Source organism: Rhodococcus sp. NPDC077669, assembly GCF_040686915.1.
In the GTDB taxonomy this organism is placed as follows: domain Bacteria; phylum Actinomycetota; class Actinomycetes; order Mycobacteriales; family Mycobacteriaceae; genus Rhodococcoides; species Rhodococcoides fascians.
In genome coordinates this window covers 48,462-75,375 of sequence record NZ_JBFBMD010000005.1, presented here as the reverse complement: position 1 = coordinate 75,375, position 26,914 = coordinate 48,462, and the positions used below count along the sequence as shown (strand labels likewise).

30 protein-coding genes and 1 tRNA gene are annotated in these 26,914 nt (G+C 64.9%); 14 read left to right on the top strand and 17 right to left on the bottom strand.

The genetic code is table 11. The annotated features are described in order from the left end of the window. Window positions 1-2: 2 nt before the first annotated feature. The 4 genes from fahA to AB0P23_RS08130 all read right to left on the bottom strand — a co-directional run bounded on the left by fahA (window position 3) and on the right by AB0P23_RS08130 (window position 3,766). Complete coding sequence (gene fahA, locus AB0P23_RS08145; RefSeq protein WP_363797201.1) at window positions 3-1,169, bottom strand: fumarylacetoacetase; 1,167 nt, start codon at window positions 1,167-1,169, stop codon at window positions 3-5. Window positions 1,170-1,188: 19 nt separating this feature from the next. Next, a complete protein-coding gene (locus AB0P23_RS08140; RefSeq protein ID WP_363797199.1) occupies window positions 1,189-2,007 on the bottom strand; it encodes a hypothetical protein in 819 nt (272 codons plus the stop codon). After that, window positions 1,974-3,167, bottom strand: a complete 1,194-nt coding sequence (locus AB0P23_RS08135) for a homogentisate 1,2-dioxygenase domain-containing protein (RefSeq protein WP_363797329.1) — start codon at window positions 3,165-3,167, stop codon at window positions 1,974-1,976. Before AB0P23_RS08135 ends, AB0P23_RS08140 begins: the two co-directional genes overlap by 34 nt. Before the next feature lie 71 nt (window positions 3,168-3,238). Then, a complete protein-coding gene (locus AB0P23_RS08130) occupies window positions 3,239-3,766 on the bottom strand; it encodes a MarR family transcriptional regulator (RefSeq protein WP_032373313.1) in 528 nt (175 codons plus the stop codon). Window positions 3,767-3,859: 93 nt separating this feature from the next. Here AB0P23_RS08130 and AB0P23_RS08125 point away from each other — a divergent pair, with 93 nt between their 5' ends. Further along, window positions 3,860-4,069 (top strand): hypothetical protein, encoded by a 210-nt coding sequence (locus AB0P23_RS08125; protein ID WP_032368666.1) that lies wholly within the window; start codon window positions 3,860-3,862, stop codon window positions 4,067-4,069. On the opposite strand, the gene AB0P23_RS08120 is transcribed toward AB0P23_RS08125, so the two are convergent. Continuing rightward, window positions 4,041-4,439: a hypothetical protein gene (locus AB0P23_RS08120; protein WP_032373314.1), complete on the bottom strand. Its 399-nt coding sequence runs from the start codon at window positions 4,437-4,439 to the stop codon at window positions 4,041-4,043. The two genes, AB0P23_RS08125 and AB0P23_RS08120, sit on opposite strands and share 29 nt — an antisense overlap. 125 nt (window positions 4,440-4,564) lie before the next feature. On the opposite strand from AB0P23_RS08120, the gene AB0P23_RS08115 reads away from it, so the two are divergent. From AB0P23_RS08115 to AB0P23_RS08095, 5 genes are all read left to right on the top strand, one after another. After that, window positions 4,565-4,975: a hypothetical protein gene (locus tag AB0P23_RS08115; RefSeq protein WP_032368664.1), complete on the top strand. Its 411-nt coding sequence runs from the start codon at window positions 4,565-4,567 to the stop codon at window positions 4,973-4,975. 196 nt (window positions 4,976-5,171) lie between these two features. Further along, the gene (locus AB0P23_RS08110; RefSeq protein ID WP_032368663.1) at window positions 5,172-6,053 is read left to right on the top strand and encodes a class III extradiol ring-cleavage dioxygenase; all 882 of its coding nucleotides are present in this window, start codon (window positions 5,172-5,174) and stop codon (window positions 6,051-6,053) included. Window positions 6,054-6,255: 202 nt separating this feature from the next. After that, window positions 6,256-7,677, top strand: coding sequence for a lipase family protein (locus tag AB0P23_RS08105; protein ID WP_363797197.1), 1,422 nt, complete (start codon window positions 6,256-6,258; stop codon window positions 7,675-7,677). Window positions 7,678-7,728: 51 nt separating this feature from the next. After that, entirely contained in the window at window positions 7,729-8,370 is a 642-nt protein-coding gene (locus tag AB0P23_RS08100; protein WP_032399335.1) for a TetR/AcrR family transcriptional regulator, read from the top strand. A 31-nt stretch (window positions 8,371-8,401) separates the two neighbouring features. Then, window positions 8,402-9,511 carry a CoA transferase gene (locus tag AB0P23_RS08095; RefSeq protein ID WP_032373316.1) on the top strand — a complete coding sequence of 370 codons (1,110 nt, stop codon included), beginning with the start codon at window positions 8,402-8,404 and terminating at the stop codon, window positions 9,509-9,511. Between the two features lie 114 nt (window positions 9,512-9,625). Here AB0P23_RS08095 and AB0P23_RS08090 read toward each other — a convergent pair whose 3' ends face one another. After that, window positions 9,626-10,354, bottom strand: coding sequence for an SIMPL domain-containing protein (locus AB0P23_RS08090; protein WP_230592852.1), 729 nt, complete (start codon window positions 10,352-10,354; stop codon window positions 9,626-9,628). Between the two features lie 38 nt (window positions 10,355-10,392). Beyond that, the gene (locus AB0P23_RS08085) at window positions 10,393-10,944 is read right to left on the bottom strand and encodes a YceI family protein (protein WP_032373317.1); all 552 of its coding nucleotides are present in this window, start codon (window positions 10,942-10,944) and stop codon (window positions 10,393-10,395) included. Between the two features lie 70 nt (window positions 10,945-11,014). Here AB0P23_RS08085 and dhaL point away from each other — a divergent pair, with 70 nt between their 5' ends. After that, the gene (gene dhaL / locus AB0P23_RS08080) at window positions 11,015-12,661 is read left to right on the top strand and encodes a dihydroxyacetone kinase subunit DhaL (RefSeq protein WP_032373318.1); all 1,647 of its coding nucleotides are present in this window, start codon (window positions 11,015-11,017) and stop codon (window positions 12,659-12,661) included. Here the strand turns inward: dhaL and AB0P23_RS08075 are convergent. From AB0P23_RS08075 to dcm, 5 genes are all read right to left on the bottom strand, one after another. Further along, entirely contained in the window at window positions 12,654-13,139 is a 486-nt protein-coding gene (locus AB0P23_RS08075) for a GAF domain-containing protein (protein WP_032373319.1), read from the bottom strand. The two genes, dhaL and AB0P23_RS08075, sit on opposite strands and share 8 nt — an antisense overlap. Further along, window positions 13,115-13,804, bottom strand: coding sequence for a DUF998 domain-containing protein (locus AB0P23_RS08070; protein ID WP_230592070.1), 690 nt, complete (start codon window positions 13,802-13,804; stop codon window positions 13,115-13,117). The genes AB0P23_RS08075 and AB0P23_RS08070 overlap by 25 nt, the downstream gene beginning before the upstream one ends. Window positions 13,805-13,813: 9 nt before the next feature. Next, window positions 13,814-14,824 carry a hypothetical protein gene (locus AB0P23_RS08065; RefSeq protein WP_288122131.1) on the bottom strand — a complete coding sequence of 337 codons (1,011 nt, stop codon included), beginning with the start codon at window positions 14,822-14,824 and terminating at the stop codon, window positions 13,814-13,816. 104 nt (window positions 14,825-14,928) lie between these two features. Continuing rightward, the gene (locus tag AB0P23_RS08060; protein WP_032373321.1) at window positions 14,929-15,360 is read right to left on the bottom strand and encodes a very short patch repair endonuclease; all 432 of its coding nucleotides are present in this window, start codon (window positions 15,358-15,360) and stop codon (window positions 14,929-14,931) included. Then, the gene (gene dcm, locus AB0P23_RS08055) at window positions 15,357-16,505 is read right to left on the bottom strand and encodes a DNA (cytosine-5-)-methyltransferase (protein WP_179274536.1); all 1,149 of its coding nucleotides are present in this window, start codon (window positions 16,503-16,505) and stop codon (window positions 15,357-15,359) included. The genes AB0P23_RS08060 and dcm overlap by 4 nt, the downstream gene beginning before the upstream one ends. Window positions 16,506-16,700: 195 nt before the next feature. Between dcm and AB0P23_RS08050 the strand changes: the two genes are divergently transcribed. Beyond that, window positions 16,701-18,494 (top strand): ABC transporter ATP-binding protein, encoded by a 1,794-nt coding sequence (locus tag AB0P23_RS08050; protein WP_032373323.1) that lies wholly within the window; start codon window positions 16,701-16,703, stop codon window positions 18,492-18,494. Beyond that, entirely contained in the window at window positions 18,487-20,310 is a 1,824-nt protein-coding gene (locus AB0P23_RS08045) for an ABC transporter ATP-binding protein (protein ID WP_032373324.1), read from the top strand. The genes AB0P23_RS08050 and AB0P23_RS08045 overlap by 8 nt, the downstream gene beginning before the upstream one ends. Here the strand turns inward: AB0P23_RS08045 and AB0P23_RS08040 are convergent. Then, complete coding sequence (locus tag AB0P23_RS08040) at window positions 20,307-20,654, bottom strand: hypothetical protein (RefSeq protein WP_032373325.1); 348 nt, start codon at window positions 20,652-20,654, stop codon at window positions 20,307-20,309. The two genes, AB0P23_RS08045 and AB0P23_RS08040, sit on opposite strands and share 4 nt — an antisense overlap. Before the next feature lie 299 nt (window positions 20,655-20,953). Between AB0P23_RS08040 and AB0P23_RS08035 the strand changes: the two genes are divergently transcribed. Further along, complete coding sequence (locus tag AB0P23_RS08035) at window positions 20,954-21,469, top strand: putative glycolipid-binding domain-containing protein (protein ID WP_032373332.1); 516 nt, start codon at window positions 20,954-20,956, stop codon at window positions 21,467-21,469. On the opposite strand, the gene AB0P23_RS08030 is transcribed toward AB0P23_RS08035, so the two are convergent. Further along, window positions 21,442-22,395, bottom strand: a complete 954-nt coding sequence (locus AB0P23_RS08030) for a prephenate dehydrogenase (protein ID WP_196249521.1) — start codon at window positions 22,393-22,395, stop codon at window positions 21,442-21,444. The genes AB0P23_RS08035 and AB0P23_RS08030 overlap by 28 nt on opposite strands. An 81-nt stretch (window positions 22,396-22,476) precedes the next feature. Here AB0P23_RS08030 and AB0P23_RS08025 point away from each other — a divergent pair, with 81 nt between their 5' ends. From AB0P23_RS08025 to AB0P23_RS08010, 4 genes are all read left to right on the top strand, one after another. Next, a complete protein-coding gene (locus AB0P23_RS08025) occupies window positions 22,477-23,016 on the top strand; it encodes a tRNA adenosine deaminase-associated protein (protein WP_027494611.1) in 540 nt (179 codons plus the stop codon). 3 nt (window positions 23,017-23,019) lie between these two features. After that, a complete protein-coding gene (locus AB0P23_RS08020; RefSeq protein ID WP_027494610.1) occupies window positions 23,020-23,475 on the top strand; it encodes a nucleoside deaminase in 456 nt (151 codons plus the stop codon). Window positions 23,476-23,568: 93 nt separating this feature from the next. Continuing rightward, window positions 23,569-23,766 (top strand): CsbD family protein, encoded by a 198-nt coding sequence (locus AB0P23_RS08015; RefSeq protein WP_027494609.1) that lies wholly within the window; start codon window positions 23,569-23,571, stop codon window positions 23,764-23,766. Between the two features lie 58 nt (window positions 23,767-23,824). Next, window positions 23,825-23,914 (top strand) — tRNA-Ser (locus AB0P23_RS08010). Window positions 23,915-24,419: 505 nt separating this feature from the next. Here AB0P23_RS08010 and AB0P23_RS08005 read toward each other — a convergent pair. From AB0P23_RS08005 to AB0P23_RS07995, 3 genes are read right to left on the bottom strand one after another with little or no spacing between them, the layout of a single operon-like run. Continuing rightward, window positions 24,420-24,890, bottom strand: coding sequence for a hypothetical protein (locus AB0P23_RS08005; protein ID WP_032373326.1), 471 nt, complete (start codon window positions 24,888-24,890; stop codon window positions 24,420-24,422). 23 nt (window positions 24,891-24,913) lie between these two features. Further along, on the bottom strand, window positions 24,914-25,828 hold the full coding sequence (locus AB0P23_RS08000) for an alpha/beta hydrolase (protein ID WP_032373327.1): 915 nt from the start codon (window positions 25,826-25,828) through the stop codon (window positions 24,914-24,916). After that, window positions 25,825-26,835, bottom strand: coding sequence for a PHP domain-containing protein (locus AB0P23_RS07995; protein ID WP_032373334.1), 1,011 nt, complete (start codon window positions 26,833-26,835; stop codon window positions 25,825-25,827). Before AB0P23_RS07995 ends, AB0P23_RS08000 begins: the two co-directional genes overlap by 4 nt. Window positions 26,836-26,914 lie beyond the last annotated feature (79 nt).

Here is a 26,914-nt window from a genome sequence, read left to right as displayed (position 1 = left end):
CCTCAGGCCGGAACGATGCGGCCACGGACGTCCCCGAAGCCGATGCGCGAACCGCTAGGCCCTGGAGCGCTGGCTGCAATGACCACCTCGTCGCCGTCTTCGAGGAAGGTTCGAGTCTCCGAGCCCAGGGTCACCGGTTCTTCTCCACCCCAGGTGAGTTCGATGAATGCCCCGCGCTGATTCTTCTGTGGTCCCGAGATGGTGCCCGAGGCGAACAGGTCACCGGTTCGCGATGTTGCACCATTGCTGGTCTCGTGGGCGAGCATCTGAGCGGGCGACCAGTACATCGAATTGTACGGCGGACGCGAGACGACGTGGCCGTTCCATGAGACGGTCAGATCGATGTCGAGAGCCCAGGAACGCGATTCGCGCAGATGCTCGTGCGGCTCGGGATCCTGAACCGGCGTCGACGTTCGCGCGTGCTCCAGAGCGAGCAGCGGTACCACCCAGGGCGAGATGGACGTTGCGAAACTCTTGCCGAGGTTCGGCCCCAGCGGCACGTACTCCCATGCCTGGATGTCGCGAGCAGACCAGTCGTTGACGATGACGACACCGAACACGTGCTCGGAGAACTGATCCGGCGATATCGGACCATCCGCCGGAACGCCGACGACGAAGCCCATCTCTGCCTCGATGTCCAGTCGACGAGACGGGCCGAACGTGGGTGACGCCTCGTCGGGTGCCTTGCGTTGACCGTTCGGACGCTTGACATCTGTACCGGAGACGACGACCGTCCCCGACCGTCCGTGATACGCCACGGGCAGGTGCTTCCAATTCGGTAGCAGCGGTTCGGCATCGGGACGAAAGAGTCGGCCGAGATTGGACGCGTGGTGCTCGGACGCGTAGAAGTCCACGTAGTCCGCAACTTCGAACGGCAGGTGCATCGTGACGTCGGAAACCGAGACGATCGCTTCCGCGGGGGTCGTGCCACTGACGATCATGGCGGTGACGGACTCGCGGACCTCGACCCACCGACTGCGGCCGCGCGCCATGAAAGCATTGAGGCTGGGGGAGGCGAAAACCGAATGGTTCAGAGCGGCAGAAAGATCGATCACATTGTCGCCGTACCGGACTCCGACTCGAGCGTCCGAACCAGGAGTACTGAAAATGCCGTAAGGCAGGTTGTCGATTCCGAACTCGGAGTCGGCGGGGATGTCGATGTGCGTCATGAACGGCGCGCTCCTTGGTTCACTGAGGTGGGACGAGTCCGAGGCGGACCAGGTCGTCCAGGGGTTCGCGGATGCTGCAGGTGCCGAAAGATGCGAAGGCGCGTTGACCCTCGATCCCGGCGACGAGACCGGCGAGGACGTCGGCGTCCCGGATCGCCAGGATCTTCTCGAGCTCACCGACGCGTGCGCCGCTGTGTGCGGCCTGCGCGGCGAGGATCACGTTGAGGAAACCGTGTTGCTCGAAACCGTTGTGGGGATCGGTGTTACGGGCGGCATGGTGCAGACCCGCGGTGGCTTTGAAGTGGACCTCGCGTTGTGCCGCCTCGTAGATGGACGCGGCAAGCTCTCGCTCGTCCGGGTACTCGTCGGCCGTGACGCCGCCGGTCCTGAATTTGGCGCGATACCCGAACTCGTCGACTGCGTCGAAGATGTCGTCTCGTCGGGAGTCTCGGGGGATTTCGACATAGATGTCGATGTCCTGAGTGATGTTGCGCAAGGCGTCGATGTTCGTGCCGTCGGGTACGGCCACTTCGACGGCAACGACCGTCACGCCGGCGGTCCGGTCGGCGGCGCGTAGGCCTGCCTCCACGCTGCCCGGACCGGCAGGTGCGGTCAACGCGACCTCCATCCGGGCGCCCAGGACGAGTTCGTGCACCCGGTCCATCGGAACGACCAACGGGCCGACGAGGTCTGCGAAAGAACTCGCCCGGTACTCGAGATGTTGTGCTGCAGCAACATCGAGTGGTGCATTGCCGGGAGGGAAGGCAGCGGCGTCGTCGCACAGGCGGTGGAAGAACTTCGGGATCATCGGTTCGGCCCCCGGCCTGCCCACGTCCACGCATACCCGGTGTCCTCGCACGCGAGCGCTCCTTCACCGAGTTCGAGGGGGCGGAAAGTATCGACCATGACGGCCAGTTCGTCGAAGAACTCGGCGCCGATACTGCGTTCGTATGCACCGGGTTGCGGACCGTGAGCATGACCGCCCGGATGCACCGAGATCGATCCCTGGCCGATTCCGGAACCCTTGCGGGCCTCGTAGTCGCCGCCGACGTAGAACATGATCTCGTCGGAGTCGACGTTGGAGTGGTAGTACGGCACCGGAATTGCGAGCGGGTGGTAGTCGACCTTGCGCGGAACGAAATTACAGATCACGAAGTTGGCCCCCTCGAATGCCTGATGCGCAGGCGGCGGTTGATGCACACGGCCGGTGATCGGTTCGTAGTCGGAGATGTTGAACGTGGACGGATACAGGCAGCCGTCCCACCCCACCACGTCGAACGGGTGTTGCGGGTAGACGTAGCGGGTTCCGACGATGCCCGTCGAACCACGGTGCTTGACAAGTACTTCGATGTCTTCGCCGTCGGCGAGTAGAGGCTCGGTGGGGCCGTGCAGATCGCGTTCGCAGTAGGGAGCGTTCTCGAGCAACTGGCCGTACTTCGACAGGAACCGCTTCGGTGGAGCGATGTGACTGTTGGCCTCGATGGCGTAGGCGCGCAGGGGGCCGTTGGGAATCCAACGGTGCGTCGTCGCACGCGGAATGAGCACGTAGTCACCCTGCTGCGCCTGGAGAGTACCGAACACCGTTTCGACGGTGGCAGAACCGGATTCGACGTAGACCATCTCGTCACCGATCGAATTGCGATACAGCGGTGAAGTTTTCGATGCGACGACGTAGGACAGTCTGACGTCGGCGTTGCCGAGAACGAGGCGTCGGCCGGTGATGACGTCGGTGTCCGCCACCGTGGATTCGGGAAACAGCTCGTGCAACTTCAGGTGCCGCGGCACGAGCGGATGGTTGGGCGTCGTCGATTGATCGGGCAGGTCCCAGACCGTGGCATCGATGATGGCCGACGGTATGTGGCGGTGGTACAGCAGAGACGAATCCGAGGAGAAGCCCTCTTCGCCCATCAGCTCCTCGTAGTAGAGGTTGCCGTCGGGAGTTCGGTGCTGGGTGTGCCGCTTCGGCGGTACCGATCCGAGCTGCCGGTAGTAGGCCACGTGCTCTCTCCTGAGTTCTGTCACCGCTTGTAGTAAAGACATTAACTACTTTGACGTGATCTACGCAACCTTCAGTTACGCCCCCGGACGTCGAACTGGCTGCGGTTGGTGATCAGTTTGGTCAACAGCATCACCAGGATTCGCTGTTCGGGTTCGGTGAGCGCGCTGGCCCATGCGTTCTCCCGTTCGTTCTGTTCGGCGAATGCCTCGACCATCTCGTCGTGCCCCAGCGCGGTCAGGGCGAGGCGCACCGAACGTCCGTCCTTCTCGTCGGGCGTGCTGGCGAGCAGGCCGCCGGAGATGAGTGTCTTGGACAGGTTCGACACGGCGGCGCGGCTCATGCCGGTCAGTTCGGCTGCTCGTCGCGGTTCGATCGGGCCGGCCAGCCACGTGACGAACATCAGCCGAAACGACGACCATGACCAGCCTCGCGGGCGATGAACCGTCGACTCGAGGTCGTACGTGACGATGTTCGACGCTCGGTTCAGTGTCAGCAGAACCTCGGTGGCCAGCTGATGCTCGAACCCGTACTCCCGGGCCAGTGTGTTGTTGGCAGTGTCGATGAACGACCAGAAATCGGGCTCGGGTGCGTCGGTCACGGATTCACTGTAGCCACGATCTCATCTGATCAACACCTTTACTACTCCCGCAGCGAGATTCGTGTCCCACCGAGGAGGGGCCATGATGGACCCATGAGCTCGAAGAACCTGTTCGGTGGCCCCCGCACCCTGCTGATCGTGGCAGCAGTGGTCATCGTGATCGCACTCGTCGCTGCCGCCGCGACCCTGATCGTCCGCGCCGTGCTCGGACCGCCCGAGGGGGAGAACAAGTTCGAGATCCAGGGCTACTCCGTCGTACAGGTCGATCCCCAGGTCAGCGACCTCGCGCTCGCCACACGCTAGCCGACTCTGCACCGACCTGCGGGTCGTGCGTCTGCTGAAAATTTCGCCCGCCGCGCGCGAATGTGCGTAGCGTCGCGGCGGGTACCTCGTGTTCGGGAACAGGCTCGCCGATCCACTCGCAGTCACGGACGAAGATCAGGTTCGACGCCACCGCGTCGGCGCTGTGATCTTCCCGCAGTGGGCCGAAAATTCGGCCGAGGAAGTACTCGCCGTGCTCGGTTCGCGTCCAGACGAAAGATCCGTCCGCGACCTGCTCGAAACGCTCGACCCGTCGTAGCGAGCGTTCGTCGTCGGCTGACATGCCGCAGAGTCCGTAGGTGAGGGCACGCTCGACGCCATTCGGCATCGGGGCGCGGTAGACATCCGGCATACAGCCGAGCCTAGGACCCGAGGGGTCTACATACCGCTTGGTCCGTTGCAGGATGTTCTCGAACAGCGGACGAATTCGACGAAATGGGGAGCATCGCGTTTTCGAGAAATAGAGTCCTTCGCCTCGTGGCGGCACCATTGGTGGCGGGAGCCCTGACGCTGGGGTCGGCGGGCATCGCGTCGGCCGCAACCACCACGGAGCTCAGGCCGGTACAGGCATTCGTCTTCTTGCAACACGGCGTCAGTTTCGGGTCGGGGCCGGTCGAGGCAACGGCGACGGTGATCGAGGCAGGGGAGGTCACGGTGACGACAGTGAGCAAGATTTCTGGTGCGGGTGACATGGGCTCGTCAGCGGTCGGCCTGCTGCCGGTTCCGGTGGCCGTGGTGTGGACGAACATCGACAACGGCCGATCCGGTTCGGCGGGTGGGATATCGACCGAGCCGATCACTCTCGCTACCGGTGCGGGCCGTGTCGATCTCACGATCACGACGGACACGCCCAACCTTCCCGGTGGTGGCCGCGTCGTCGTGGAGTAGCCGTGTCCTCGGCGTGGAGCACTGACGTGAGCGTCCACAATTCGCTCTCACAAACGGGAAAAGGTATTTCAGCACTAATAGTGGGCGCTGAGGTCACCCACAGTGTGGTTCGGTCCAGACCGGCTGGTCCGATGTTGTCGTGATTGGACTCGAGTGGTAAGTTGAAGGTTCAACTTGAGCACTCGAAGGACCGATCATGACATCTGTCGTCAACCCGCCGATCGCGGGCGCAGCGTTCGACGCATTTCTCGCCGATACCGCACCCGCGAGCCGATCCCAGCAGATGTGGACCCCGAACGACGGTCCGATGCCTGCCCTCTACATCAGCCACGGTGCACCCCCGGTGTTCGACGACGCGCTCTGGATGAACGAACTCTTCACCTGGTCGCAGTCGATGCCCAAGCCGAAGGCGATCCTGATCGTCAGCGCACACTGGGAAGAGGCCCCGTTGAGCCTGTCCGCGACGGCTGCGGCGACACCACTCGTCTACGACTTCGGTGGATTTGCCCAGCGTTACTACTCGATGGAATACCGGACTCCCGACGCTCAGGCACTGGCCGCACGGGTGGCCGCGGCCATTCCGGCGTCGGAGAACCTGCATCGGCACACCGCGCGCGGACTCGATCACGGTGCCTGGGTGCCGCTGAAGGTCATGTATCCCTACGCCGATGTCCCGGTTCTGCAATTGAGCCTTCCGACGCACGCCCCCGATCGGCTGATGGCGATAGGCGCTGCGCTGAAGGAACTTCGGGCCGAGGGTGTGTTGGTCATCGGTTCCGGGTTCATGACCCACGGACTGCCGTTCCTGTCCCGGGAGAATTTCGCAACCAATACCGTGCCGACGTGGTCCGAGGACTTCGACCTCTGGGCAGCCGACGCCTTGTCTCGCGGTGACGTCGGGACTCTCGCCGACTTCCGCAGTGCCGCACCGGGAATGCCGTACGCGCACCCCACCGTCGAACATTTCACGCCGTTGTTCGTCACCCTCGGTGCCGCCGAGAATCCGGAAGCTCCGGTGACGACGGCCATCACCGGCTTCCAGTTCGGTTTGGCGAAGCGGTCTTTCGCGGTCGCGTGACGAACGGGAACTACCCCGTGCACTTGGGCTCGATTCAGTTCTGAATCTTTTTCGGCTCGGGGATTGTTATCCACGCCACTTCGCTCTACAGTTCTGAGCACCATCTCGGACATCGGTGTCCAAGATTGTCGGATGCGCTGTACGAAATGTCGCCGGGCGCGCGTCCTGTGGACCCCGTTGTCCGGCGCGAAGGAGTACAGCCGTGTCTTCTGCCCGATCTTGGACGCTGCGGGTAGCGATCGGTGTGGCGACCGTAGCCGCCGCCGTTGCCGCTACGACCAGCCCCGCTTCCGCTGCACCCGAATCCAGCGGTCCGGCCGGTGTGGAGGTTCAGCCGCCTTTGCCGCCGCTCACGTGGCCGAAGATTCCCGAGTTCGACACCGACTTCTACCTTCCTCCCGCCGACGTGGTGGCAGCGGCCGCGCCGGGCCAGGTCATCGCCGCACGGCCCGTCGAGCTGGCTACTCTCAACGTCATTCCCACGCAGGTCGACGCGTGGCAGTTGTCGTTCCGGTCCAACAACGGGCGCGACGAGCCGATCGCCGCCGTGACCACGGTCATCAAGCCGCGGGGAGTGCCTGCGGCACCGCGTCCGTTGATCTCCATCCAGGTGGCCGAGGATTCTCTCGCGGCCTACTGCGCTCCGTCGTACGCGATGCGAGCGGGTGCCATCCCCTGGCCGGTGACCGGCGCGGTGACGTCGGGCGCTCAATTCCTCGAAGTGCAGGCAGCGTTGGCGCAAGGATGGGCGGTGTCGGTACCCGATCATCAGGGCCCGAACAATTCGTTCGCCGCCGGGCCGGTCGCCGGTCGGATCACACTCGACGGCATCCGAGCTGCCGAGAACTTCGCGCCGATGCAGTTGGCCGGGGAGGCCACCAAGGTGGGGATGAGCGGCTACTCCGGTGGCGCGATCGCCACCGGGCACGCAGCAGAACTGGCCGAAAACTACGCCCCTGAGCTCGATATCGTCGGAGTCACCGAGGGCGGCACCCCGGCCGAACTCGGGGCATTGGTCGACAACGCGAACAACACCCTGGGATCGGGCATCGTCGCCGCCGGCATCATCGGTGCCAGCCGCGAGAGTCCCGAGCTGGCCGCCTTCATCGACGAACACGTCGACCCGTTCGGTAGAACGTTGTTCGCGGCCAAGGACAACCTCTGTGTCGGCTACTCGTCGGCGCTGCTGCCGTTCGTCAACCTGAAAGGCTTGCTGCACACCGACGGCGACCCGATCCAGCAACCGGTGGTGAAGAAGGCCCTGTCCGCGATGCAGCTCGGCCGCACCACTCCGAACATGCCGCTCTACGTCTACCATTCCAACCCGGACTGGCTGGTGCCGATCGGGCCGGTCAACGCGATGGTCGAGTCGTACTGCAGCCGTCCGGGTGCCGACGTCACCTACACCCGCGATCATTTCAGTGAGCACATCAGCCTGGAGCTGATCGCTTTTCCGAGTGCGGTGTTGTGGATGCGCGACCGATTTGCCGGTGTTCCGGTGGAACCGGGTTGCCGGACGAACGATGTCGGCTCGATGGCGCTCGACACGCGTGCGCACCCGACGTTCGTCGCGGCCGTCGGCGAGATAATCGCCGGATTGTTCGGGAAGCCGATCGGGTCGTGATGGAACCCATCAGCGGGGCTGCGAACGGTGCGTCGCCTGTAGACTCCCTCGGTGACTGTCGCCGATGATCAGGGCCGCATCTACGCCGGACGATCCTCCGCTGTTCGGAAAGCCGATCGTCGAGCTCGGTTCTTGCACGCGGCTATCGAGGTCGTCGGGGGACGCGGATACGCCGCCACCTCGGTGGCGGACATCTGCGCCGCGGCCGGCCTCGCACGCAGTCAGTTCTACAGTGAGTTCGCCAACCGTGAGGCGCTGCTCGTGGACGTCTACGACCTGATCCAAGACGACGCGCTGGCCGCCGTCGTCGCCGCACTCGACGAGCAGGTCGACCGTGATCGTCGCTCTCTGGTCGTTGCAGCGATGACGGCCCTGGTCGGATCGATCGGAGGTGACCCACGTCGGGCGCGCATCTCCTATCTGGAGATGCTGGGTGTCAGCGATGCCGTCGAACAGCATCGGACGCGCCGTCGTGCGCAGTGGGTGGAGTTCTTCGAGAACACCCTGCGCTCGGAAGTCGGTTCCGATTTCGTTCCTCCGGGTGGATACCGCTTGGCCGCAACGGCATTCCTCGGTGCGCTCACCGAGATCGTCTCCGACTGGTCCCGCACTGCTCCGCCTCGTCCACCTATCGAGCAGATCGTGGACACGATGGTTGCCGTCCTGGCAGCGTTCGTTCCGGACCTGAACTGAACTGCAGTCGGCCGCGCAATACAGTGGACCGATGACAGACGCCACCGGTCCGCTCACCGGCCTCGTGGTCGCGGACTTCTCCCGTGTGCTCGCCGGACCATACGCGACGATGATGCTCGGCGATATGGGCGCGGACGTGATCAAGATCGAGCGACCGGGTACCGGTGACGACACCCGATTGTGGGGCCCGCCTTACGATTCTGCCGGTACTGCAACGTATTTCAACTCGGTCAATCGGAACAAGACGTCTCGGTTCATCGACCTGCAGTCCGAGAGCGGTGTGGCCGAGGCCCGTGAGATCGTCGCGGGCGCAGACATCGTGATCGAGAACTTCCGCGCTGGAACGATGGACCGGCTCGGTCTCGGCTATTCGGCTGTCGCGCAGACGAACCCCGGCCTGATCTACTGCTCGATCACCGGCTTCGGTACCGGCGGCGGTGCTGCTCTTCCTGGATACGATCTGGTGGTTCAAGCCGTCGGCGGGCTGATGAGCGTCACCGGCCCCGACGCATCCACACCGACGAAAGTGGGCGTGGCGATGGTCGATATCGTCACCGGTCTGCATGCGCTGAGCGGAATCCTTGCCGCACTGCATCATCGATCGAACACCGGTGCGGGTCAGCAGGTACACACCTCGCTGATGGCGTCGGTACTGTCCGCACTCAGCAATCAGTCGGCGGCATATCTCGGGGCGGGCACCGTGCCGGTTCCGATGGGCAACAAGCATCCGTCGTTGGTGCCGTACGAGGTGTTCGAGACCGCCGATCGACCGCTCGCGTTGGCCGTGGGCAACGATCGGCAGTTCCAGGCGTTGGTCGACGTGCTGGGTACCCCGGATCTGGCTGCGGATCAACGCTTCTCGTCCAATTCTGCTCGCGTCGAACATCGAGATCAGTTGGTCGACCTGCTCAACACGGCGTTGCAGACGCGTACTGCGGACGAATGGTATCGAGAACTGATGGCGCGGCACGTTCCCGCCGGGCCGGTCAATTCCATCGAGGAGGCATTCGCGTTCGCGCAGTCGTTGGGTCTCGAACCACGCATCGAGGTTCCCGGGGCAGTGGCCGAGGGCGTCCGAAATCCGGTGGATTTCTCGACGACCCCGGTGAACTACCGGCTGCCGCCCCCGCCGGCCGGCTGAGCCCGTGCGTGGGGGTCCTGCAACGTGTGCTCCACTCCAGGGCCCGAGTCGGCGAATCCCCGGTCTGCAACCTCTTCAGTGGAGCAATAGTTGCAGCGGCAGTAACTCGCTGCGCTAGTTCAGCGCCCACTTCACCGACACGGACACGCTGACGGTCTGCTGTCCCGGTTCGATGGGCACTGCCGTGTCGAACGAAGCGGAGTCGCGAAAGCTCGTCGGCTGCTCCTGACCGGTGATCGACTCGGTGATCGACAGAACGTCACCGAGTTCGCCGCCTGCGAGCGACGCATACTGCTCGGCGCGATCGCGGGCGTCGGCGAACGCCCTGGACCGGGCATCGGTGATCAGTTCGGAATCGTCGTCGATCTTGAACGAGACCCCGGAGATTCGGGTCGCGTTGCCACCGGCGGAGGTGGCGTCGCCCAGGACTGCAGACGCCTTCGACAGGTCGCGCACCGTGACCTGCAACGTGTTGGTGGCCTGATATCCGGAGATGGCCGAGGTGCCGCCCGGCAGTGCTCCGGAGTACTGCGGATCGATCGACACCTGCTGCGTCTGAATATCCTCGCGTGCGACGCCGGCAGCAATCACTGCGTCGGTCACCTCGGTAACCGCAGCATTGGCCTGTTCGATGGCGGCAGTGACGTCCTCGGCTGTGGCCTGAACGCCGATCTGAGTCGTCAACGTGTCCGGTGCACCCTGGACTTCGCCCACTCCGTTGACGTTCACTCCGGGAGGTCCGTCCGGGGACGTGGTGGCCGGACTGCTGCAGCCTGCGGTCAGGGCCACGGCCAACACCAGGGCCGATGCGCACGATCCGATCGTCCATCGATTTCGGTTCACCGCCGTAGTGTCCACCATTGCAGGTGAATTGGGAAGGCTCAGGGCTTGCGATACTCGGCGTCGAACGTCACGGTCACCTCGTCTGCCACCTTCATGGCTCCGAACATCTGCGAATACGGCGTGATCTTGTAATCCGTTTGACGCACAGTAGTTTCGGAACCGATCTGCCATTTGTCGCCGGAGTCGGTGACGTCCACGTCCACGGTGATCTCCTTCGAGACTCCGTGTATCTCGGCGGTACCCGCCAAGCGAAATCCGGAGGCGAGGGCAGTGATCTCCTCCGAACGAAATCGAATTGTCGGGTATCGGTTGGCATCGAAGGTCTTGAGTGCGTTGGCTTTTGCCACGATCTTCTCCGGCCCGATCAGCGGTGTCAGTCCGCCCTCACCGTGGATCACCTCGAGGGAGCCGACCTCGGCGGTCAGTGACACCGCGGTGGGGGCGTCCCCGGACCACTCGACCGTCGCGGTCCAGGAGGTCACCGCAATCGTGAGTCGATGCCCCATCTTGGATGCCCTTCCGGTGACATCCGTCCGAACAGTCAACTGCCCGCCGTCCGATGCGTCGAAAGCCCAGGTCTCGGTGGTCATCTTCGCGACTGTAGACGCGCGGCGGCCCGGCAGCTCACCGAAGCCGACAATGGAGGCTTAGTGTGAAGGAATGTTCTCCAATTCTCCTCGAACATTCGTCGCCGACGCCCTCCGCGGCTTCGTGGCCGCCACCGACGACGTCACCTGGCACGCCGATCCCGGATTCCTCACCCGTCGCTATCGCATCTCCGACGGTCAAGTCGCGCTGCTGTCCGGTGGCGGATCGGGCCACGAGCCGATGCATGCCGGATTCATCGGTCGCGGCATGCTCACCGGCGCGTGCCCCGGCCTGGTGTTCACGTCACCGAACGCCCTCCAAGTACACGAGGCATCCAAGGCCGTGGACTCCGGCGGCGGAGTGGTGCACATCGTGAAGAACTACACCGGCGACGTGATGAACTTCAAGATCGCCCGAGAGTTGTTGCAGGAAGACGGTATTGCAGCCGATGTCGTTCTCGTCGACGACGACGTGGCCAGCGAGAGCGAGGGCGGCCCGGGTCGCCGTGGCACTGCCGCGACCATCGTCGTCGAAAAGGTGTGCGGCGCAGCGGCAGAACGCGGCGACAGCCTGCAGGCGGTGGTCGCGCTGGGGCGTCGAACAGCGGAGAACGCACGCAGTATGGCGGTCGCATTGAACCCGCCGACGCTACCGGGTGCCGACGGGCCGTCGTTCGAATTGCCCAAGGAGGAAATCGAACTCGGCATCGGTATCCACGGTGAGCGCGGCACCGACCGGGTGTCCCGGCTGCCTGCTCAGGAGGTCGTCGAGAAGCTGACCGAGCCCATCGTGAGCTCGCTCGGATTGAACTCGGGCGAATCGGTGATCGCCATCGTCAACGGGCTCGGCGCAACGCATCCGCTCGAACTGCATCTGCTGTTCGGGGAACTCTCGGAGTACCTCGCGGGTAAGGGCATCGAGATAACCCGCTCACTCGTCGGAAGTTTTGTCACCGCGCTCAACATGGGCGGAGCGTCCATCACTCTGGTGCGCGCCGACGACGAGATGCTCGAACTCTGGGACGCCCCCACCGATGCGCCCGGTTGGCCCAACGCACAGAGCCAAGGTGCGAAACCGGTGGGCGAGCGCGGCGCATTCGGGCCGACGTTCTCGCCGTCCGACACCGGAGAGAAGTCGGCATTCGTCTCGGAGTGGATCGGGTCGTGGGCCCAGCGGGTACTCGACGAGGAGCCCGCGCTGACCGAGTTGGATCGCAAAGCGGGCGACGGCGACTTCGGAACCAACATGGTGGCCGCACTGGAACAACTCGACCTCGACGCGATCAAGGAAACCTACTCGGCAGCAACGGTATTCGAAGCCGTGAGCGAGGCCTACCTCGGCCACGCTGGCGGTACGTCCGGCGCACTGTTCGGTATCTGGTTCCGCCAGTTCTACCGAACGATGCTCGACACCGAGCCATCTGCCGCGGCTGTCGCAGCGGCCGCGCGGGCCGGACTGGACAGCATCACCGAACTCGGCGGAGCCCGCGTGGGCGACAAGACGATGATCGACGCCATTGCCCCGGCCGTCGACGCGCTCGAGAAAGACGGCGGCACCCTGCAGGATGCCGCCGACGCCGCGAAGTCCGGAGCCGAATCGACCAAGGACATCACCGCCAACCGGGGCCGCGCCAGCTATGTCGGTGAGGCCGCGCGAGGCGTCGTCGACCCCGGCGCGTTGGTCATGGCCTGGTTCTTCGAAGCGGCAGCGTCTAGCTGATCGAACCGAGGAACACCGCCGCGATCGCTTCGAGGCCGGCCTGATCGTCGGCGTCGAAGCGATCGGGTATCGGGCTGTCCAGATCGAACACACCGATCAGTTTCTCGCCCTGGTACAGCGGAACGACGACCTCGGAGCGAGTGTTGGCATCGCACGCGATGTGGCCGGGGAAGGCATGAACGTCGGCCACTCGTTGTGTCTCGCGGGTGGTCGCGGCAGCGCCGCAGACCCCTTTGCTCAGCGCGATGCGAACGCAGGCAGGCTGGCCCTGGAACGGGCCGACCACCAGTTCGGTGCCGTCGAACAGGTAGAAGCCGACCCAATTGACCTCGGGCAGAGCGTGATAGACCAACGCGGAGAGATTGGCGGCGTTGGCGATGAGGTTCGATTCCTCGAACACCAGGCCGCGTGCCTGCTCGGCGAGCTGCTGGTACTGCTCTGCCTTGGAACCGTTCAGTTCGGTCGCGGTGAAAGACATGCGCCGAGTCTAAGCGCACACCCCAGCACCACCAGATACGCCGACATCCCGCCCACCTGCACCCGCTGGGCGATGCCGAGGCCGTGATCGCCGGGAAGGTTGTCGGCGATCAACAGCCACGCCGTGGCCAGGGCCGTGATGGCCAGCACCGCGACACCGAGCGTCCGAAGCAGGGGATAGGCCCGATAGCGGAATGCGGCGAGCGTGAACGCGATCATGACCGTGAAGATCGCGAACACCGCGATGGTGCTCGTCAGAGCATGAAGATGATGAAGCTGTGGGAACAACCCGCTGGGCTCGATCGGGCAGCTCGGATCGTCGGCGGCCACACACTCGAGTGGCAGTTTCGCGTCGGCGATGGTGGCGATACCGAAGATGCCCGACGCCACCCAGCCGGTGACGACGAGCCGTCGGCGAGGGCTGACGAGGAAACCGAGCACGGCGGCGAGAATCATCAGCGAACCCGTGACCACGTCTGCGGTGGAGAAGAATTCGCGGTACGGCTGATCGCGGGCATCGAGTTCGCTGAGGAACGACCGGGCCGGGTCGAGCCCGGTGTCGAGGAAGAATTCGGCCACCCACGCGGAGTACAGCAACCCGGCGAGGATCAGAAACACCACCGCGATTACTCGGCGGATATCCACACCTTCGGTTTTCGAGCGCACCGACCAAGGCTAACCAGTGAGCTCGTCGGCAGCTGCCACCGCCAGCGCGACGGCGGAGTCGCAGTCGTCCGCCATGACGGACAGCTCGGGAACCGTGCGGGCGTAACGCGCGGCCGAGTCCTCGTTACCGGGCAGGCCGAGAACGGGGTTGCCCAACACGATGTCGGCCGAACACACCGAATCCGAGTCGCGAGTCTCCACGGTGTAACCGCCCTGCCGGATCTTCTCGCGATCTGTCGAACGCAAGTCGCTGTCGTCGTAGGTGAGCGCGACGTCGAGCAGTACCAGGTTGTCCTCGAACGTCGCCGACGACGCCTCGAAGTGGCAGCCGTACGGATCCGCGGCAGGGTTCCACCGGTCGACCGTCCAGGTCTCGGGCAGATGCTCCAGCACGCTGCACGGATCCTTCGCGGCCAACGGCAGGTTGTACCTGGAATCGGCACGTAGTGGTGGATCGCTCACGAGGCCGAGTGCGGTCTCGGTGACGGATTTCGCTGCACTGCAGGCGTCTCCGTCAGCAAGATAGACGTCGATCGTGGCGAAACTACGACCCGATTGGGTGAGAACATCGTCCATGGGCCCGGAGGTGGTGCCGTCGAACTCGTCGCGAAGCGGGAAGCTGACGCGACACGTCCCTCGGGAGGCGTCATCGAGGTACACCTGCTCGCCGCCGATCGTGACTTGCTCGAAGTTCGGGTCGGCCGGCGTCGGCTGGTATCCGTTCAGCTTGATCGACACGGAGTCCGTGACGTCCGATCGCCCAGGGTTGACTTCTGCCGAGCAGCTACTCAGTTCGCCGTCCGGCCTGAGCTGCACCACGGTGCCGAGAGCTGTGAGGTCGTCCTCGGTGAGGAAGCCGCAGGGATCGAGGCTGCGGACGAAGGCCGCCGAGTCGGCCAGATAGCGGTCTGCCTCCGACATCTCGAATCCGTACCGGTTCTGTTCCGCCGGCGACGCACTGCCGGCGGGGAACGCGCTGCCGAGCAACACCACCGCGCATCCACTGGTCGATAACGACATCGCCGCTGCCATCGCCGCAAGCACCCAACTTTTACGCACTGTCCTCATCCCTCGACTCGAATCGACCGATCATCAGGTTGGACGCGCGGGGAGTGCTGTGGGTTTCAGTCGGTCACTATCGGATCTGCAGCAAGATCATCGACGACGCGTTGGGCGGCGACGACCGGGTCCTCGTGTTCCCAGATCCGCACGACGCGCCAGCCTTCCTCGATCAGGCGGGTGTCGGTGTCGCGGTCGCGGGCCACGTTGGCAGCCAGCTTGTCGGCCCACCACTGGGCGTTGTTGCGGGGTTTCGTCGCGTGGACGGGGCAACTGTGCCAGAAGCAACCGTCGACGTAGACCGCCACTTTGCGACGGGGAAACACCAGATCTGCTCGACGCCGCATGCCCTTCAGCGGAGCGCGGTCGACGAAATAGCGCAGTCCTCGTCGGTGCAACTCACGACGCAGCGCCACTTCCGGTTTGGTGTCGCGGCGGCGCTGCTTACTGAGCCGTGCACTGGTTTTCGCGTCGGTGACGGGACGTGTCGCGCTCACACCGACACCCGTTGCGTGTACCCACCCATGCGCTCGAGGTGGGCGTCGAGGTCGTCGAGAAAGCCGTCGGCGAAGCGGAGGTTGCCGGCTCGCGCGCGCTTGAGGAACCCGGCCGTGGCTCGCGCCGACAGCAGGGTGGAGTCGTCCAGGAAGTCGATCAGGTCCTCGGGCGGTTCGTGCACCGGCATGGTCGAGACGGTCACCTTGAAGCTCGCGCGGTCTCGGCCCCACGCGGCCGTCGGCCAGGCCTGACCGGGCAGCAACGCGGTGTCGCCTGCGACGTCGTAGGGCTTCGGGTCGTCGAGTGCGGCGGCGACCCACGACGCCATCCGCACACTGACGGCATTGCCGACGAGCTTCCAACGATGCCCGGTACGCACTCCGGCGCGCTCGACCGCAGGCAGCGTCCAGTCCGGATCGAACCCCTGCAGCCGCTCGGCCCCGATGATGCCGGGCGTGACGATCTCCCCGGACGGCAACCGCACGGCCGGCGGACTGGCGATGCCGAGGGAGGAACCGCCCTTGAGGGTGGGGACGGCGTTGACGGCCCAGCCCAGTCCGCGGGTGCCCTCGGTCCAGTAGAAGCCGCAGGGCGCAGTACTCGGATCGCCGTCGGGCAACGGCCCGGCATCCTGCGAGAACAGCACCTCACGCGGATCGTCGGTGCGCGAGGCCAGCATCACCACGCGCTGTCGACGCTGCGGCAACCCGAACGCACGGGCGTCGACGACGCGGTAGGCCCACATGTAGCCGAGGTCCTCTAGCGCGTCGGTGATGTGTCGCATCGCTGCGCCACGTCCGAGTTGCAGCATGAACGGCACGTTCTCCATCAACAGCCACCGCGGGCCGCGGCGACGTGAGACCAGCCGGAACACCTCGTCGACCAGCCCGGAGCGAGCCCCGGTGATGCCTGCGGTCCGTCCGGCCTGGGAGAGGTCCTGGCAGGGGAAGCCGGCAGCAACGAGCTCGGTGCCGGTGGGCAGGCTGCGCAGCGTGGTGACGTCGGTGTGCAGCGGAACGTTCGGCATGCGCGCCGACAGCACCGCGCCGGCACCCGGATCGATCTCGCACAACAGCTGCGTCGTCCACCCTGCCTCGGCCAACCCCAGCTCGAGCCCGCCGATACCGGCGAACAACCCGACCATCGACCGTGTGCTCACGTGTGCCCTTCTCTCGCCCGACGGGTTCACGTTACTCGAGACTCGGTGTGCTGAGCGTCGGTCGAACTTGACCTCGACCGTGCTCGAGGTTCCACACTGGAATGCAGGCCGCCGAAAATCGGTTGGAAACTGAGCCTGAGCAATGAAATCATTCGGGCACCGCAATAAGGAGAACAACACGTGTCCACGGGTGTGCTCGACCCCGAAGCCCCAACCGTCGTTGAGTCGAACCCGAATGCTTCGCGGACACCCACGTCGCTGCAGCGTTTCGCGCCGTTCCTGGCCCCGTACAAGTGGTTCTACATCGGCTCCATCGTGGTCTCGCTCATCGCGACCCTCACCGGCCTCGTCATTCCGCTGGTGATGCAACGCGTCATCGACGGGCCCATCGCCGACCGCAACTTTTCCGCGGTGTGGTGGCCCGCGGCGCTGATCCTGCTGCTCGGCACCATCGACGCGGCCGGCATCTGGGTGCGTCGATACCTGGTGTCACGCCCGTCGAGCCAGTTCGAGATCAGCGCTCGGGCAACGGTATTCGACAAGCTGCAACGGCTGTCGGTCGCGGCGCACGAGAGCTGGGAATCGGGTCAGCTGCTCTCCCGTGCCATCGCCGATCTCGGGTCGCTGCGCCGGTTCATGGCGTTCATCGGCCCGTTCATCATCATCAACGCCGTCACGCTCGTCGTGGGTATCGGTGTATTGCTCGTTCAGGCATGGCAATTGGGTCTGATCATGCTGGTGACATCGGTTCCGCTGGTGATCGCCTGCACCAGGTTCGAGACGCTGTACCGCGTCGTCGCGCGTGATGCTCAGGACCAAGCAGGTGATGTGACGACAACGGTCGAGGAGTCCATTCAGGGCATCCGTGTTCTGAAGGCGTTCGGGCGAAGTGCGCACCTGGGCAAGCAGTTTCTGCGTCAGGCCTACACTCTTCGCGGCACCGAGCTGAAGAAGGTGCGCTATCTCGCGATCATCTGGGCGGTGATCGTCGGACTGCAGCCGATCACCATCGGCGCGATTCTGGCCGTGGGAACCTACTCGATCGTGCAGGGCACGATGACGGTCGGCACGCTCGTCGCTGCCATCGCCATCGTCACGTTCCTGCTGTGGCCGATCGAATCCTTCGGATACCTGCTGGCGGAGTTGAACAATGCGCGGACTGCGGCGGATCGTTACTGGGAGATCATCGACACCCCGGAGACCGTGACGGATCCGGACAACCCCGTCGAATTGCCCGACACGATCCGTGGCCGAGTGCAGTTCGACCGCGTCGGATTCACCTTTCCGGACGCGTCCTCGCCGCTGCTCACCGATGTCAGTTTCGTCGTCGAGCCGGGGGAGACCGTTGCGCTCGTCGGCAACACCGGCAGCGGAAAGACGGCACTGACGAACCTCGTTCCTCGTTTGTTCGACGCTACCGAGGGCACCATTTCGATCGACGGTATCGACGTGGCGTCGATGCGGCTGGCCGATCTGCGCTCGATCGTGTCGGTAGCGTTCGAGGACCCGGTGCTGTTCTCGGCCAGTGCGCGGGAGAACATCGCGCTCGGCTCTCCTGGCGCGTCCGATGCCGAGATCACCGAGGCGTTGGGGATTGCTCACGCAACGGAATTCGTCGACCGGCTGCCGTGGGGCCTGGCCACGCGCATCGGTGAGCAGGGTATGAGTTTGTCGGGCGGGCAGCGGCAGCGACTCGCACTGGCCCGTGCAGTGCTGGGCAAGCCCCGGGTGCTGGTGCTCGACGACCCGCTCTCGGCACTCGACGTGGACACCGAAGCGAAGGTGCAGAAGGAATTGCGGCGCGTGCTGGCCCATTCGACGACGTTGCTGGTGGCACACCGGCCGTCGACGGCGGCGTTGGCCGACCGGGTGCTGTATCTGGAGAACGGAAGAATTGTGGAGCAGGGAACGCACGAGGGACTGCTGGCGTCGTCGCCGCGGTACCGCGACGTCATGGGGTCGATCCATGGCTGAGCAGACCGCAACCGCGGACTGGCGGGGAGTGGGCGGCGAGGACTCGGAGGTGGACGCCACCGGAAACCTGGTGTTGGCCGGACGTTCTCGGCGGTTGCTCGCCTCGCTGGTGCGCCCGTACAAGAAGCAGGCCCTGCTGTCTTTCGTCATCATTCTGATCGACAACATCACCTATGTGGCCGGCCCGCTGTTCGTCGCCTACGCCCTCGACAACGGCGTCGGTGCTGCCGGACAAGGTGATTGGGGTCCGCTGCTGTGGGCCGTGGGCGGATACACCGGCTTCGGCCTGCTCGGAATGTTCACCACCTACGCGTTTCTCACCGTCTCGGGCCGACTCAGTCAGAACATTCTTTACGACCTGCGTGGACGCGTGTTCGACCACGCGCAGAAACTCAGTCTGTCGTTCCACGAGAAATACACGTCGGGACGGTTGATCTCGCGGTTGACCAGTGACGTGGAGTCGTTGCAGACACTGCTCGAAAGTGCGCTCAACGACGCGTTGACGGCCATCCTGTCGATGGTCTCGATCGCCGTCATCCTCGTGTATCTCGATGTTCCGATGGCGATGATCGTGCTCGCCGGCTTCGTACCGCTGGTGCTCGTCACCCGGTGGTCACAACGACGCCAACGCCAGGGATACCGTCGAACACGGGTGGCGATCGCACGTGTGGTGGTTCATTTCGTGGAGTCGATGGGCGGAATCCGTGCCGTACAGGTCTTTCGGCGTGAAGGTCGCAACGACGCGATCCTCGAGACCGAGGACTCGGAGTACCGAGATGCCACCACCGCGGCCCTGCGCGGCATGGCGAGCTACACCGGAATCGTTCGGTGGATCGGCAACGTCACTCTGGCGATCATCCTGGTGTTCGGTAGCTGGCGAGTGATCAACGGGCACATGGACGTCGGCGTGCTCGCCGCGTACGTGCTGTACCTTCGCCGGTTCTACGGCCCACTCGACGAGCTGGCGATGGTGTTCAACGCCTACCAGTCGGCCGCCGCTGCACTGGAGAAGATCTCCGGCGTACTCGAGGAAGAGCCGTCGGTGGTTGCCCCGAAGAACCCGGTGTCGATCGGAACGGTGAAGGGAGACATCACGTTCGACGACGTGCACTTTTCCTACGGCACCGAGCGCGTCGTGCTGCCCGAGTTCTCGCTGCACGTGCCGGCGGGTCAGGTGGTTGCCATGGTCGGTGCGACCGGAGCCGGAAAGTCGACGTTGGCAAAGCTGTTGGCGCGCTTCTACGATCCGACCGCCGGATCCGTGCGACTCGACGGCATCGACATGCGCGACATCTCCGACGAGGACCTGCGCCGCAACGTCGTCATGGTGACACAGGAATCGTTCCTGTTCTCCGGCTCGGTGGCCGACAACATCCGCCTCGGACGTCCCGACGCGACGGACGCCGAGGTCCGCGCTGCCGCCGAGGCCGTCGGACTGACCGAGTTCATCGCCTCGCTCCCCGAAGGGATCGATACCGACGTGCGTAAGCGCGGAGGCCGATTGTCCTCGGGCCAAAGGCAATTGGTGGCGTTCGCGAGGGTGTTCCTCGCTGCGCCGTCGGTAATCGTGCTCGACGAGGCAACGTCGAGTCTCGACATCCCGAGCGAGCGGTTGGTGCAGCGCGCACTCGAAACGATTCTGCAGGGCCGGACGGCGTTGATCATCGCGCACCGCTTGTCGACGGTGGCCATCGCGGACCGCGTCCTCGTCATGGCGGACGGCAACATCGTCGAGGACGGAACCCCGGCGGACCTCATTGCGGGAGAGGGCCGCTTCGCACACCTGCACGAGGCGTGGGAGGACTCGCTCGTCTAGGTCCAGGGGGTGATCGGCGGTTTGACCCACATGATCTTCTCGTCGGCGTGCTGGGGCGTCGCCCCGTCGTGACCGGGGTGCTCGGCCGCCCACGCGGATTTGCGGTCGAGCAACTCGGCCACGATGGTCCACGTTTCCATCGTGCTCGGTGGATGCAGGTCCGCTGCGCGGGCCAGTTTTCGACGGGTGGCGTCGGGAAGATCGAGCAGTTCCGCGCCGCTGATCCCGCGCTCCCAGACGTAGCGCGCCAGAGCGGTCGCCTTGTCCTGTCGGCTCTTCGCGGCCTGCTCGGAATGCGCGAAATCGAACTGGCCGCCGCCTGGGTTCCCTGTCGTCACGGCCATCACCTTAGTAATCGTGAGCGAAATCGACAGGGCCCGGCCGCTGTAAGGCGTCGCACACGGTGTCGGGCCAGAAGTCGACGTCGACGGGGGTCGGCCGAGGCCGAGCGCAGCATGAACGGCTGGGTCGGTGCAAAGAAAAGTCGCGTCCGCTTGTTCTACAGGGGGCCCTGTCGCATACCGTAGGACCCGTGATCACTCAAGCATCGGGTGCAGAGCACGTCTCCGTTCCCGCAACCGCCACCACCGACGCGAAATCCTGGCCCTCGATCCTGACGTGGCGAGCGCACGACGTTCCCCGCATGGAGTCCGTACGCGTCCAGCTTTCCGGCAACCGCATCAAAGCTGCCGGACGCATCATCGGTGCCGCCTGCAGTGATCATCCCGCGTTCAGTGCGTCGTACGACCTGGTGACCGACGAATACGGCGTCACCAAGAGGCTCTCGGTGCGCACGTCGCTCGCGTCGGGTGACCGGCAGGCCTCGGTCAGCCGCGACGATGAGGGCTACTGGATGGTGGAGAACTCCGCCAACCACCAGCGCTCGACCTACAGCGGTGCCCTCGACGTCGACATGGTGCTCAGCCCGTTCTTCAACACCCTGCCGATCCGACGATTCGGTCTGCACACCCAGGTCCAGGACCTCGAGGTGCCGACGGTGTACGTCAACCTTCTCGACCTGAGCATCCAGGAAGCGACCCTGACCTACAGCAGCGGCGCGCACGGCATCCACGTCATCTCGCCGGTCTCGACATCGTCGGTGACGGTCGACGCCGACGGTTTTGTCATCGACTACCCGGGACTCGCCGAGCGGATCTGACGCACGACGCCACCGCGTCGCCCCGCGTCCTGCAGGTTCTCTCGCCACCCCGGCTCGCCCGGGGTTACGTCGGTGATGTCGAATCGCTGATGCTGCTCGTACTGCAGTCGCGCTGCGTGTCCGGCGTCGACCAGCGTTTCGGTCGAGTTCTCGTTCAATTTTTCGCGCGCTGTGGTGAGCGCATGCAGCGCCTCGTCGAGCGCGGTTCGTAGCGCGGTCGCGTTGCCCTCGGTCATCGCACGGACGAGAGTCGGCGCCGAGGACGCCACCCGGGTGCCGTCGCGAAACGACCCCGCGGCGAGCCCGAGCGCCAACGGCCCACCCGCGGCCCCCACGATCGCCAACGCCTCGGCCAGCAGATGCGGTAGGTGCGAGATGCGGGCGACGGCGCTGTCGTGCTCGACGCTGCCGGCCGGAACGACCACCGAACCGCAGGCCAGGGCCAGCTGGGCCACCCGCACCCACACGTCGGCGTCGACACCGGAATCCGTGGACACCACCCAGACCGCGTCGGCGAACAGTGCCGGGTCCGTCGCCGACCAGCCCGAGTGGTTGGTACCCGCCATCGGATGGCCGCCGACATAGCGGGCCTGTAGTCCGCGAGCAGCGACGGCCGCGGCAACCTCGGCCTTGACGCTCACCACGTCGGTGATCGGGGCGGTGGGTGCGTGCTCGGCGATGGCCTGCAGAGCGGAGTCGACGGCAGGCATCGGAACGGCGATGACGATCAGCGCATCCTCATCTGCAGCCCTGGTCAGGGCGGTTGCCAGATCGGTGCCGACGTCATAGCCATCGTCCGCAGCCCCGGCGATCGCGTCGGCCGATCGGTTCCAGCCCCACACCCGGCGACCGGCGTCGTGCGCCGCCCGCAGAATCGACCCACCGATCAGTCCCAGACCGAGAACGCACACCGAAGAAGAAGTCACCCGATCAGATTGGCACAGGTGGGTGACTTCCAAGGGAGGTGGACTTCGAATACCGGCACCTACCGGACTACCGTTGCGCACATGGCCGCACAGCGCGCGAACAACAACCGTGCCTCCGCATCGGAGTACGACGACCTCGAAGGATTCGGCGTTGCAGTTGTCCGAGAGGACGGCAAGTGGACCGTGACGCCACTGTCCGACGACGCACTGACCAGCCTGTCGGCAGCAGAGACCGAATTGCGTGAACTACGCAGCTCGGGAGCGGTGTTCGGACTGCTCGACGTGGACGAGGAATTCTTCGTCATCCTGCGTCCCGCACCCAACGGCACCCGCCTACTGCTGTCCGACGCGGTCGCCGCCGTCGACTACGAAATCGCCGCCGACGTCCTCGACGCACTCAACATCGAGATCCCCGACGTCGACCCCGACGAACTCGACGACATCGAACCCTACGAGGAAGGCGACCTCGCTCTCCTCGCCGACCTGGGCCTGCCCGAGGCAGTCCTGGGCATCATCGTCGCCGAGACCGACGACTACCCGGACGAACAACTGCAATCCATCGCCGAGCGCCTGGGCTTCGAGGACGAATTCGCCGCAGCGGTGAACAAGCTGCGGCGGTAACCGATGCCGCTGCCCGACGCGGACATGATCCGCGCAGCGCTGTCGGCCGCAGCCGAGGCATCGGACGCCGACGTCCCCGTCGGAGCCGTCGTGTACGACGCGTCGGGACGTGAGATCGCGCGAGCCTGCAATGCGCGGGAGGCGTCGGGCGACCCCACTGCGCACGCCGAAGTGCTCGCATTGCGTCGAGCAGCCGCCGTCCACGGAGACGGCTGGCGGCTCGAAAACTGCACTCTTGCAGTCACTTTGGAACCCTGCACGATGTGCGCCGGTGCCCTCGTTGCGGCCCGCGTCGGCACCGTGGTGTTCGGAGCCTGGGAACCGAAAACCGGGGCCGTTGGCTCGCTGTGGGACGTCGTCCGAGACCGTCGACTCACCCACCGCCCACAGGTGCGCGGGGGAGTGTTGGAAGCCGAATGCGCCGAAGTGCTGACCCAGTTCTTCGCCCGCCAGAGATAACGATCTCGTCACGGGGTGGCCGGAATGTCCAACATTGGGGAGGGTGGAGGGCAGGGCGCAACGCTGCGCTCCGAACTTGCGAAGGAGACACTCATGGGACTCGACGACAAGATCTCGAACAAGACCGAAGACCTCGGCGGCAAGGCAAAAGAAGCCGCAGGTTCGGCAACCGGAGACAGGGACCTCGAAGCAGAGGGCAAGGGCGATCAGACCTCCGCCGCATTCAAAGACGGTGCCGAGAAGGTCAAGGACGCGGCCTCGAACATCAAGGACAAGCTCACCGGCAAGTAACTTTGCGCTCTGAGCAGGCGATTTAGCCTCAGGCGCTCATTCCGGTACAGTCTTCTGCGGTGGCGTGTCCGAGCGGCCTAAGGAGCACGCCTCGAAAGCGTGTGAGGGTTCACCCCCTCCGAGGGTTCAAATCCCTCCGCCACCGCCAAGACTCCCCACCCGATCCGTCGGGTGGGGAGTTTTTTGTGCGCGGGGTGGGGTGGCTGGGTGTTGCTCGGCAAACGCGCGCGCATTCGTCAGACGCGAGCGAATTTGCCATCGATTCGGGGTCTATTTCGCGCGCACCTGGCAAACGCGCGCGCTTGCGGGATCACCAGGGCCCGGGCATCGAACCCCCAGGGCCCGGACGGGATCACCGGGCGGGTGTTACGCGGCAAACGCGCGCGCATTCGTCAGATGCGTTCAGATTCGTCACCGATTCTGGGTCTACTTCGCGCGCACCTGGCAAACGCGCGCGCGTTTGCGGGATCAACAGGGCCCGGGCATCGAACCCCCAGGGCCGGGCGGGATCACCGGGCGGGTGTTACGCGGCAAACGCGCGCGCATTCGTCAGATGCGTTCAGATTCGCCACCGATTCGGGGTCTACTTCGCGCGCACCTGGCAAACGCGCGCGCGTTTGCGGCGGTAGAGGGGCGGCGACCGACTCAGACGCTCAGCATTGCCCCGCGCCCGCGGCGTCGAGTCCCCGCAGAATTTCGCCTTGATCGGCCTCGGGCACCGTGGACCAACTCGGCGCGGTGGTCATTTCGCTGCGCAGACCCTCGACGGATTTTGCGCGATCGGAGATTCCGGTTTGCTCCAGTGCATCGATGGACGGGAGAAACTGGGTGCAGGTCTGACGGTAGAGATCGTCGCCGGTGACGCCTCCGGTTCCTCCGGTCACTGCGGGGTCGGCTGGATCAGCGGCGGGCGGTGCCTCGGGAGCCGGACTGTCAGCGGGTGCATCGACCGTCGGGGTGGCAGCTGCGGTGGTCGCCTGCGTCGTCGTGGCCGACATGGCCGGAGCTGACGTGGCCTGAACGGACGTGGTCGACGCGTTCTCGGTCGACGCGTCGTCGCCGCATCCGGCTACAGAGGTGGCCACCATCAGCCCGAGCAATCCGGTCGCGATCTTTCGTTTCATCGCCACTGTGTACCACCTGCGGCTCAGAGCAGTGTCTGCGCGCGCCCGGTGATGGTGCTCAATGCGGTGGACCAGGCGATGTGCTTGGGGTCCAAAAACGCTCCGTGTCCGGCTCCGGGCAACACGACCAGCTCGGGGTCCGTGCTCCCTGCGCGGGTCGCGGCGTCGACGTACACGCGGCTCTGGTTCACCGACACGGTCTGGTCCGCATCACCGTGCAGCGCGGTCAACGGGACGTCGAGCGGGAGGTATTCGATGGGGGAGGCGATCTTGTATCGACCGGGAACGTCGTTGGGCATGCCGCCGAGGAATGCGGGCACGAACTTGTCGTTGCCGATGTTCGCCGCTCGTTTCATGTCGAACACCCCGGCCATGATGGTGGCACTGCGCGGCCGGATTCTGGGGTCTGCTCCCGGTGCGTCGATCGGCATCAGATGACGCGCAGCGACCCACGCGGCCAGCTGTCCGCCGGCCGAATGTCCGGCGACGTGCACTCGATCGAGGTCGAGTCGCCCGTCGGCGGCGTTCTGTACGACGGTTGCCAGTGCCTCGGTGGCGTCGTCGACGTCGGTGAGGGTGTTGGCCCAATTGTTCGGTCCGCGCCGATACTCGACGTTCCACACGGCGATGCCCTGGTCTGCGATGGCTTTGGACATCTGCTGGAAGTACGACAGATCGAGGTTCTCCTGCCATCCACCGCCGTGAATCATCACCACCACCGGCAGTGACGTCGCAGTGTTGGCAGGCAGATACAGGTCTCCGATGTTGTCGGGTTGGTACCCGTACTTCAGCCGGATCGGATCTCCGGTCGGTCCCGAAACGGGTTGCAGTGCAGCCGAATACGTCTCTGCTGTGCTCGGTGAGGATGTGGTGTCCGTGGAACTGCAGCCGACCAGCGTGACAGCGAGCAGGCCGGACAGGAAGTGGCGACGATTCACGTGCCCTGAGCCGTCCAATCGAGCAGCTCGGGCAGCGACCAGGTGTTGATGACGCGATCGGCGGGAACGCCTTGGGCTTCGGCGCGGACACAGCCGTAGCCCTGCCAGTCGAGCTGGCCCGGTGCGTGTGCGTCGGTATCGATGGAGAAGAGGCAGTCGCGTTCGAGGGCGATGTCGATCAGGCGCTCGGGCGGGTCCTGGCGTTCGGGCCTGGCGTTGATCTCCACCGCGGTGCCGAACTGTCGGCATCCCTCGAACACCACCGGGGCGTCGAACGTCGACTCGGGCCGCTTTCCCCGGCCGCCCTCGACCAGTCGGCCGGTGCAATGACCGAGTACGTCGACGTGCGGATTCGCGATGGCGGTGACCATGCGCTTCGTCATCGCCACAGAATCGGCCCGCAGGTTCGAGTGCACGCTGGCCACCACCACGTCGAGTTCGGCGAGCAATCCCTCGTCCTGATCCAGCGAACCGTCGTCGAGGATGTCCACTTCGATTCCGGTGAGGATGCGGAACGGCGCGAGTTGCTCGTTGAGCTCGGCGATGATGTCGAGTTGTTTTCGCAGACGCTCGGCGCTGAGTCCGTTGGCGACCTTGAGCCGCGGTGAATGATCGGTCAACGCGCAGTACTCGTGCCCGAGGTTCTTGGCGGTGCGCATAATCTCGTCGATGGGGCTGCCGCCGTCGGACCAATTGGAATGGGTGTGCAGGTCGCCTTTGAGTGCGGCCCGTAGTGCGTTGTTGCCGATGGGTTCTGCGGCGTCGCGTTGCTCGGCCAGGTAGTCAGGAACGTCCTGGGTCAGCGCCTGCCGGATGATCAGCGAGGTCTTCGCACCGATTCCGGCCAACGACGACCAGCTGTCCGCCTTCTCGTGCTCGGATCGTTTTGCAGGAGAGAGTGATTCGACGACATCCGCGGCTCGGCGGTAGGCCTTGACGCGATGGGTGTCCGAGCGCGAACGCTCGAGCCAGAAGCCGATCTCACGAAGTGCCTCCACCGGATCCATGGGTTCCATTGTGCCTGGCACCACCGACACCTGCGCACGGGGTAATCGGACAAAATTCTCAGGGAGTTGCCAGGTCGCT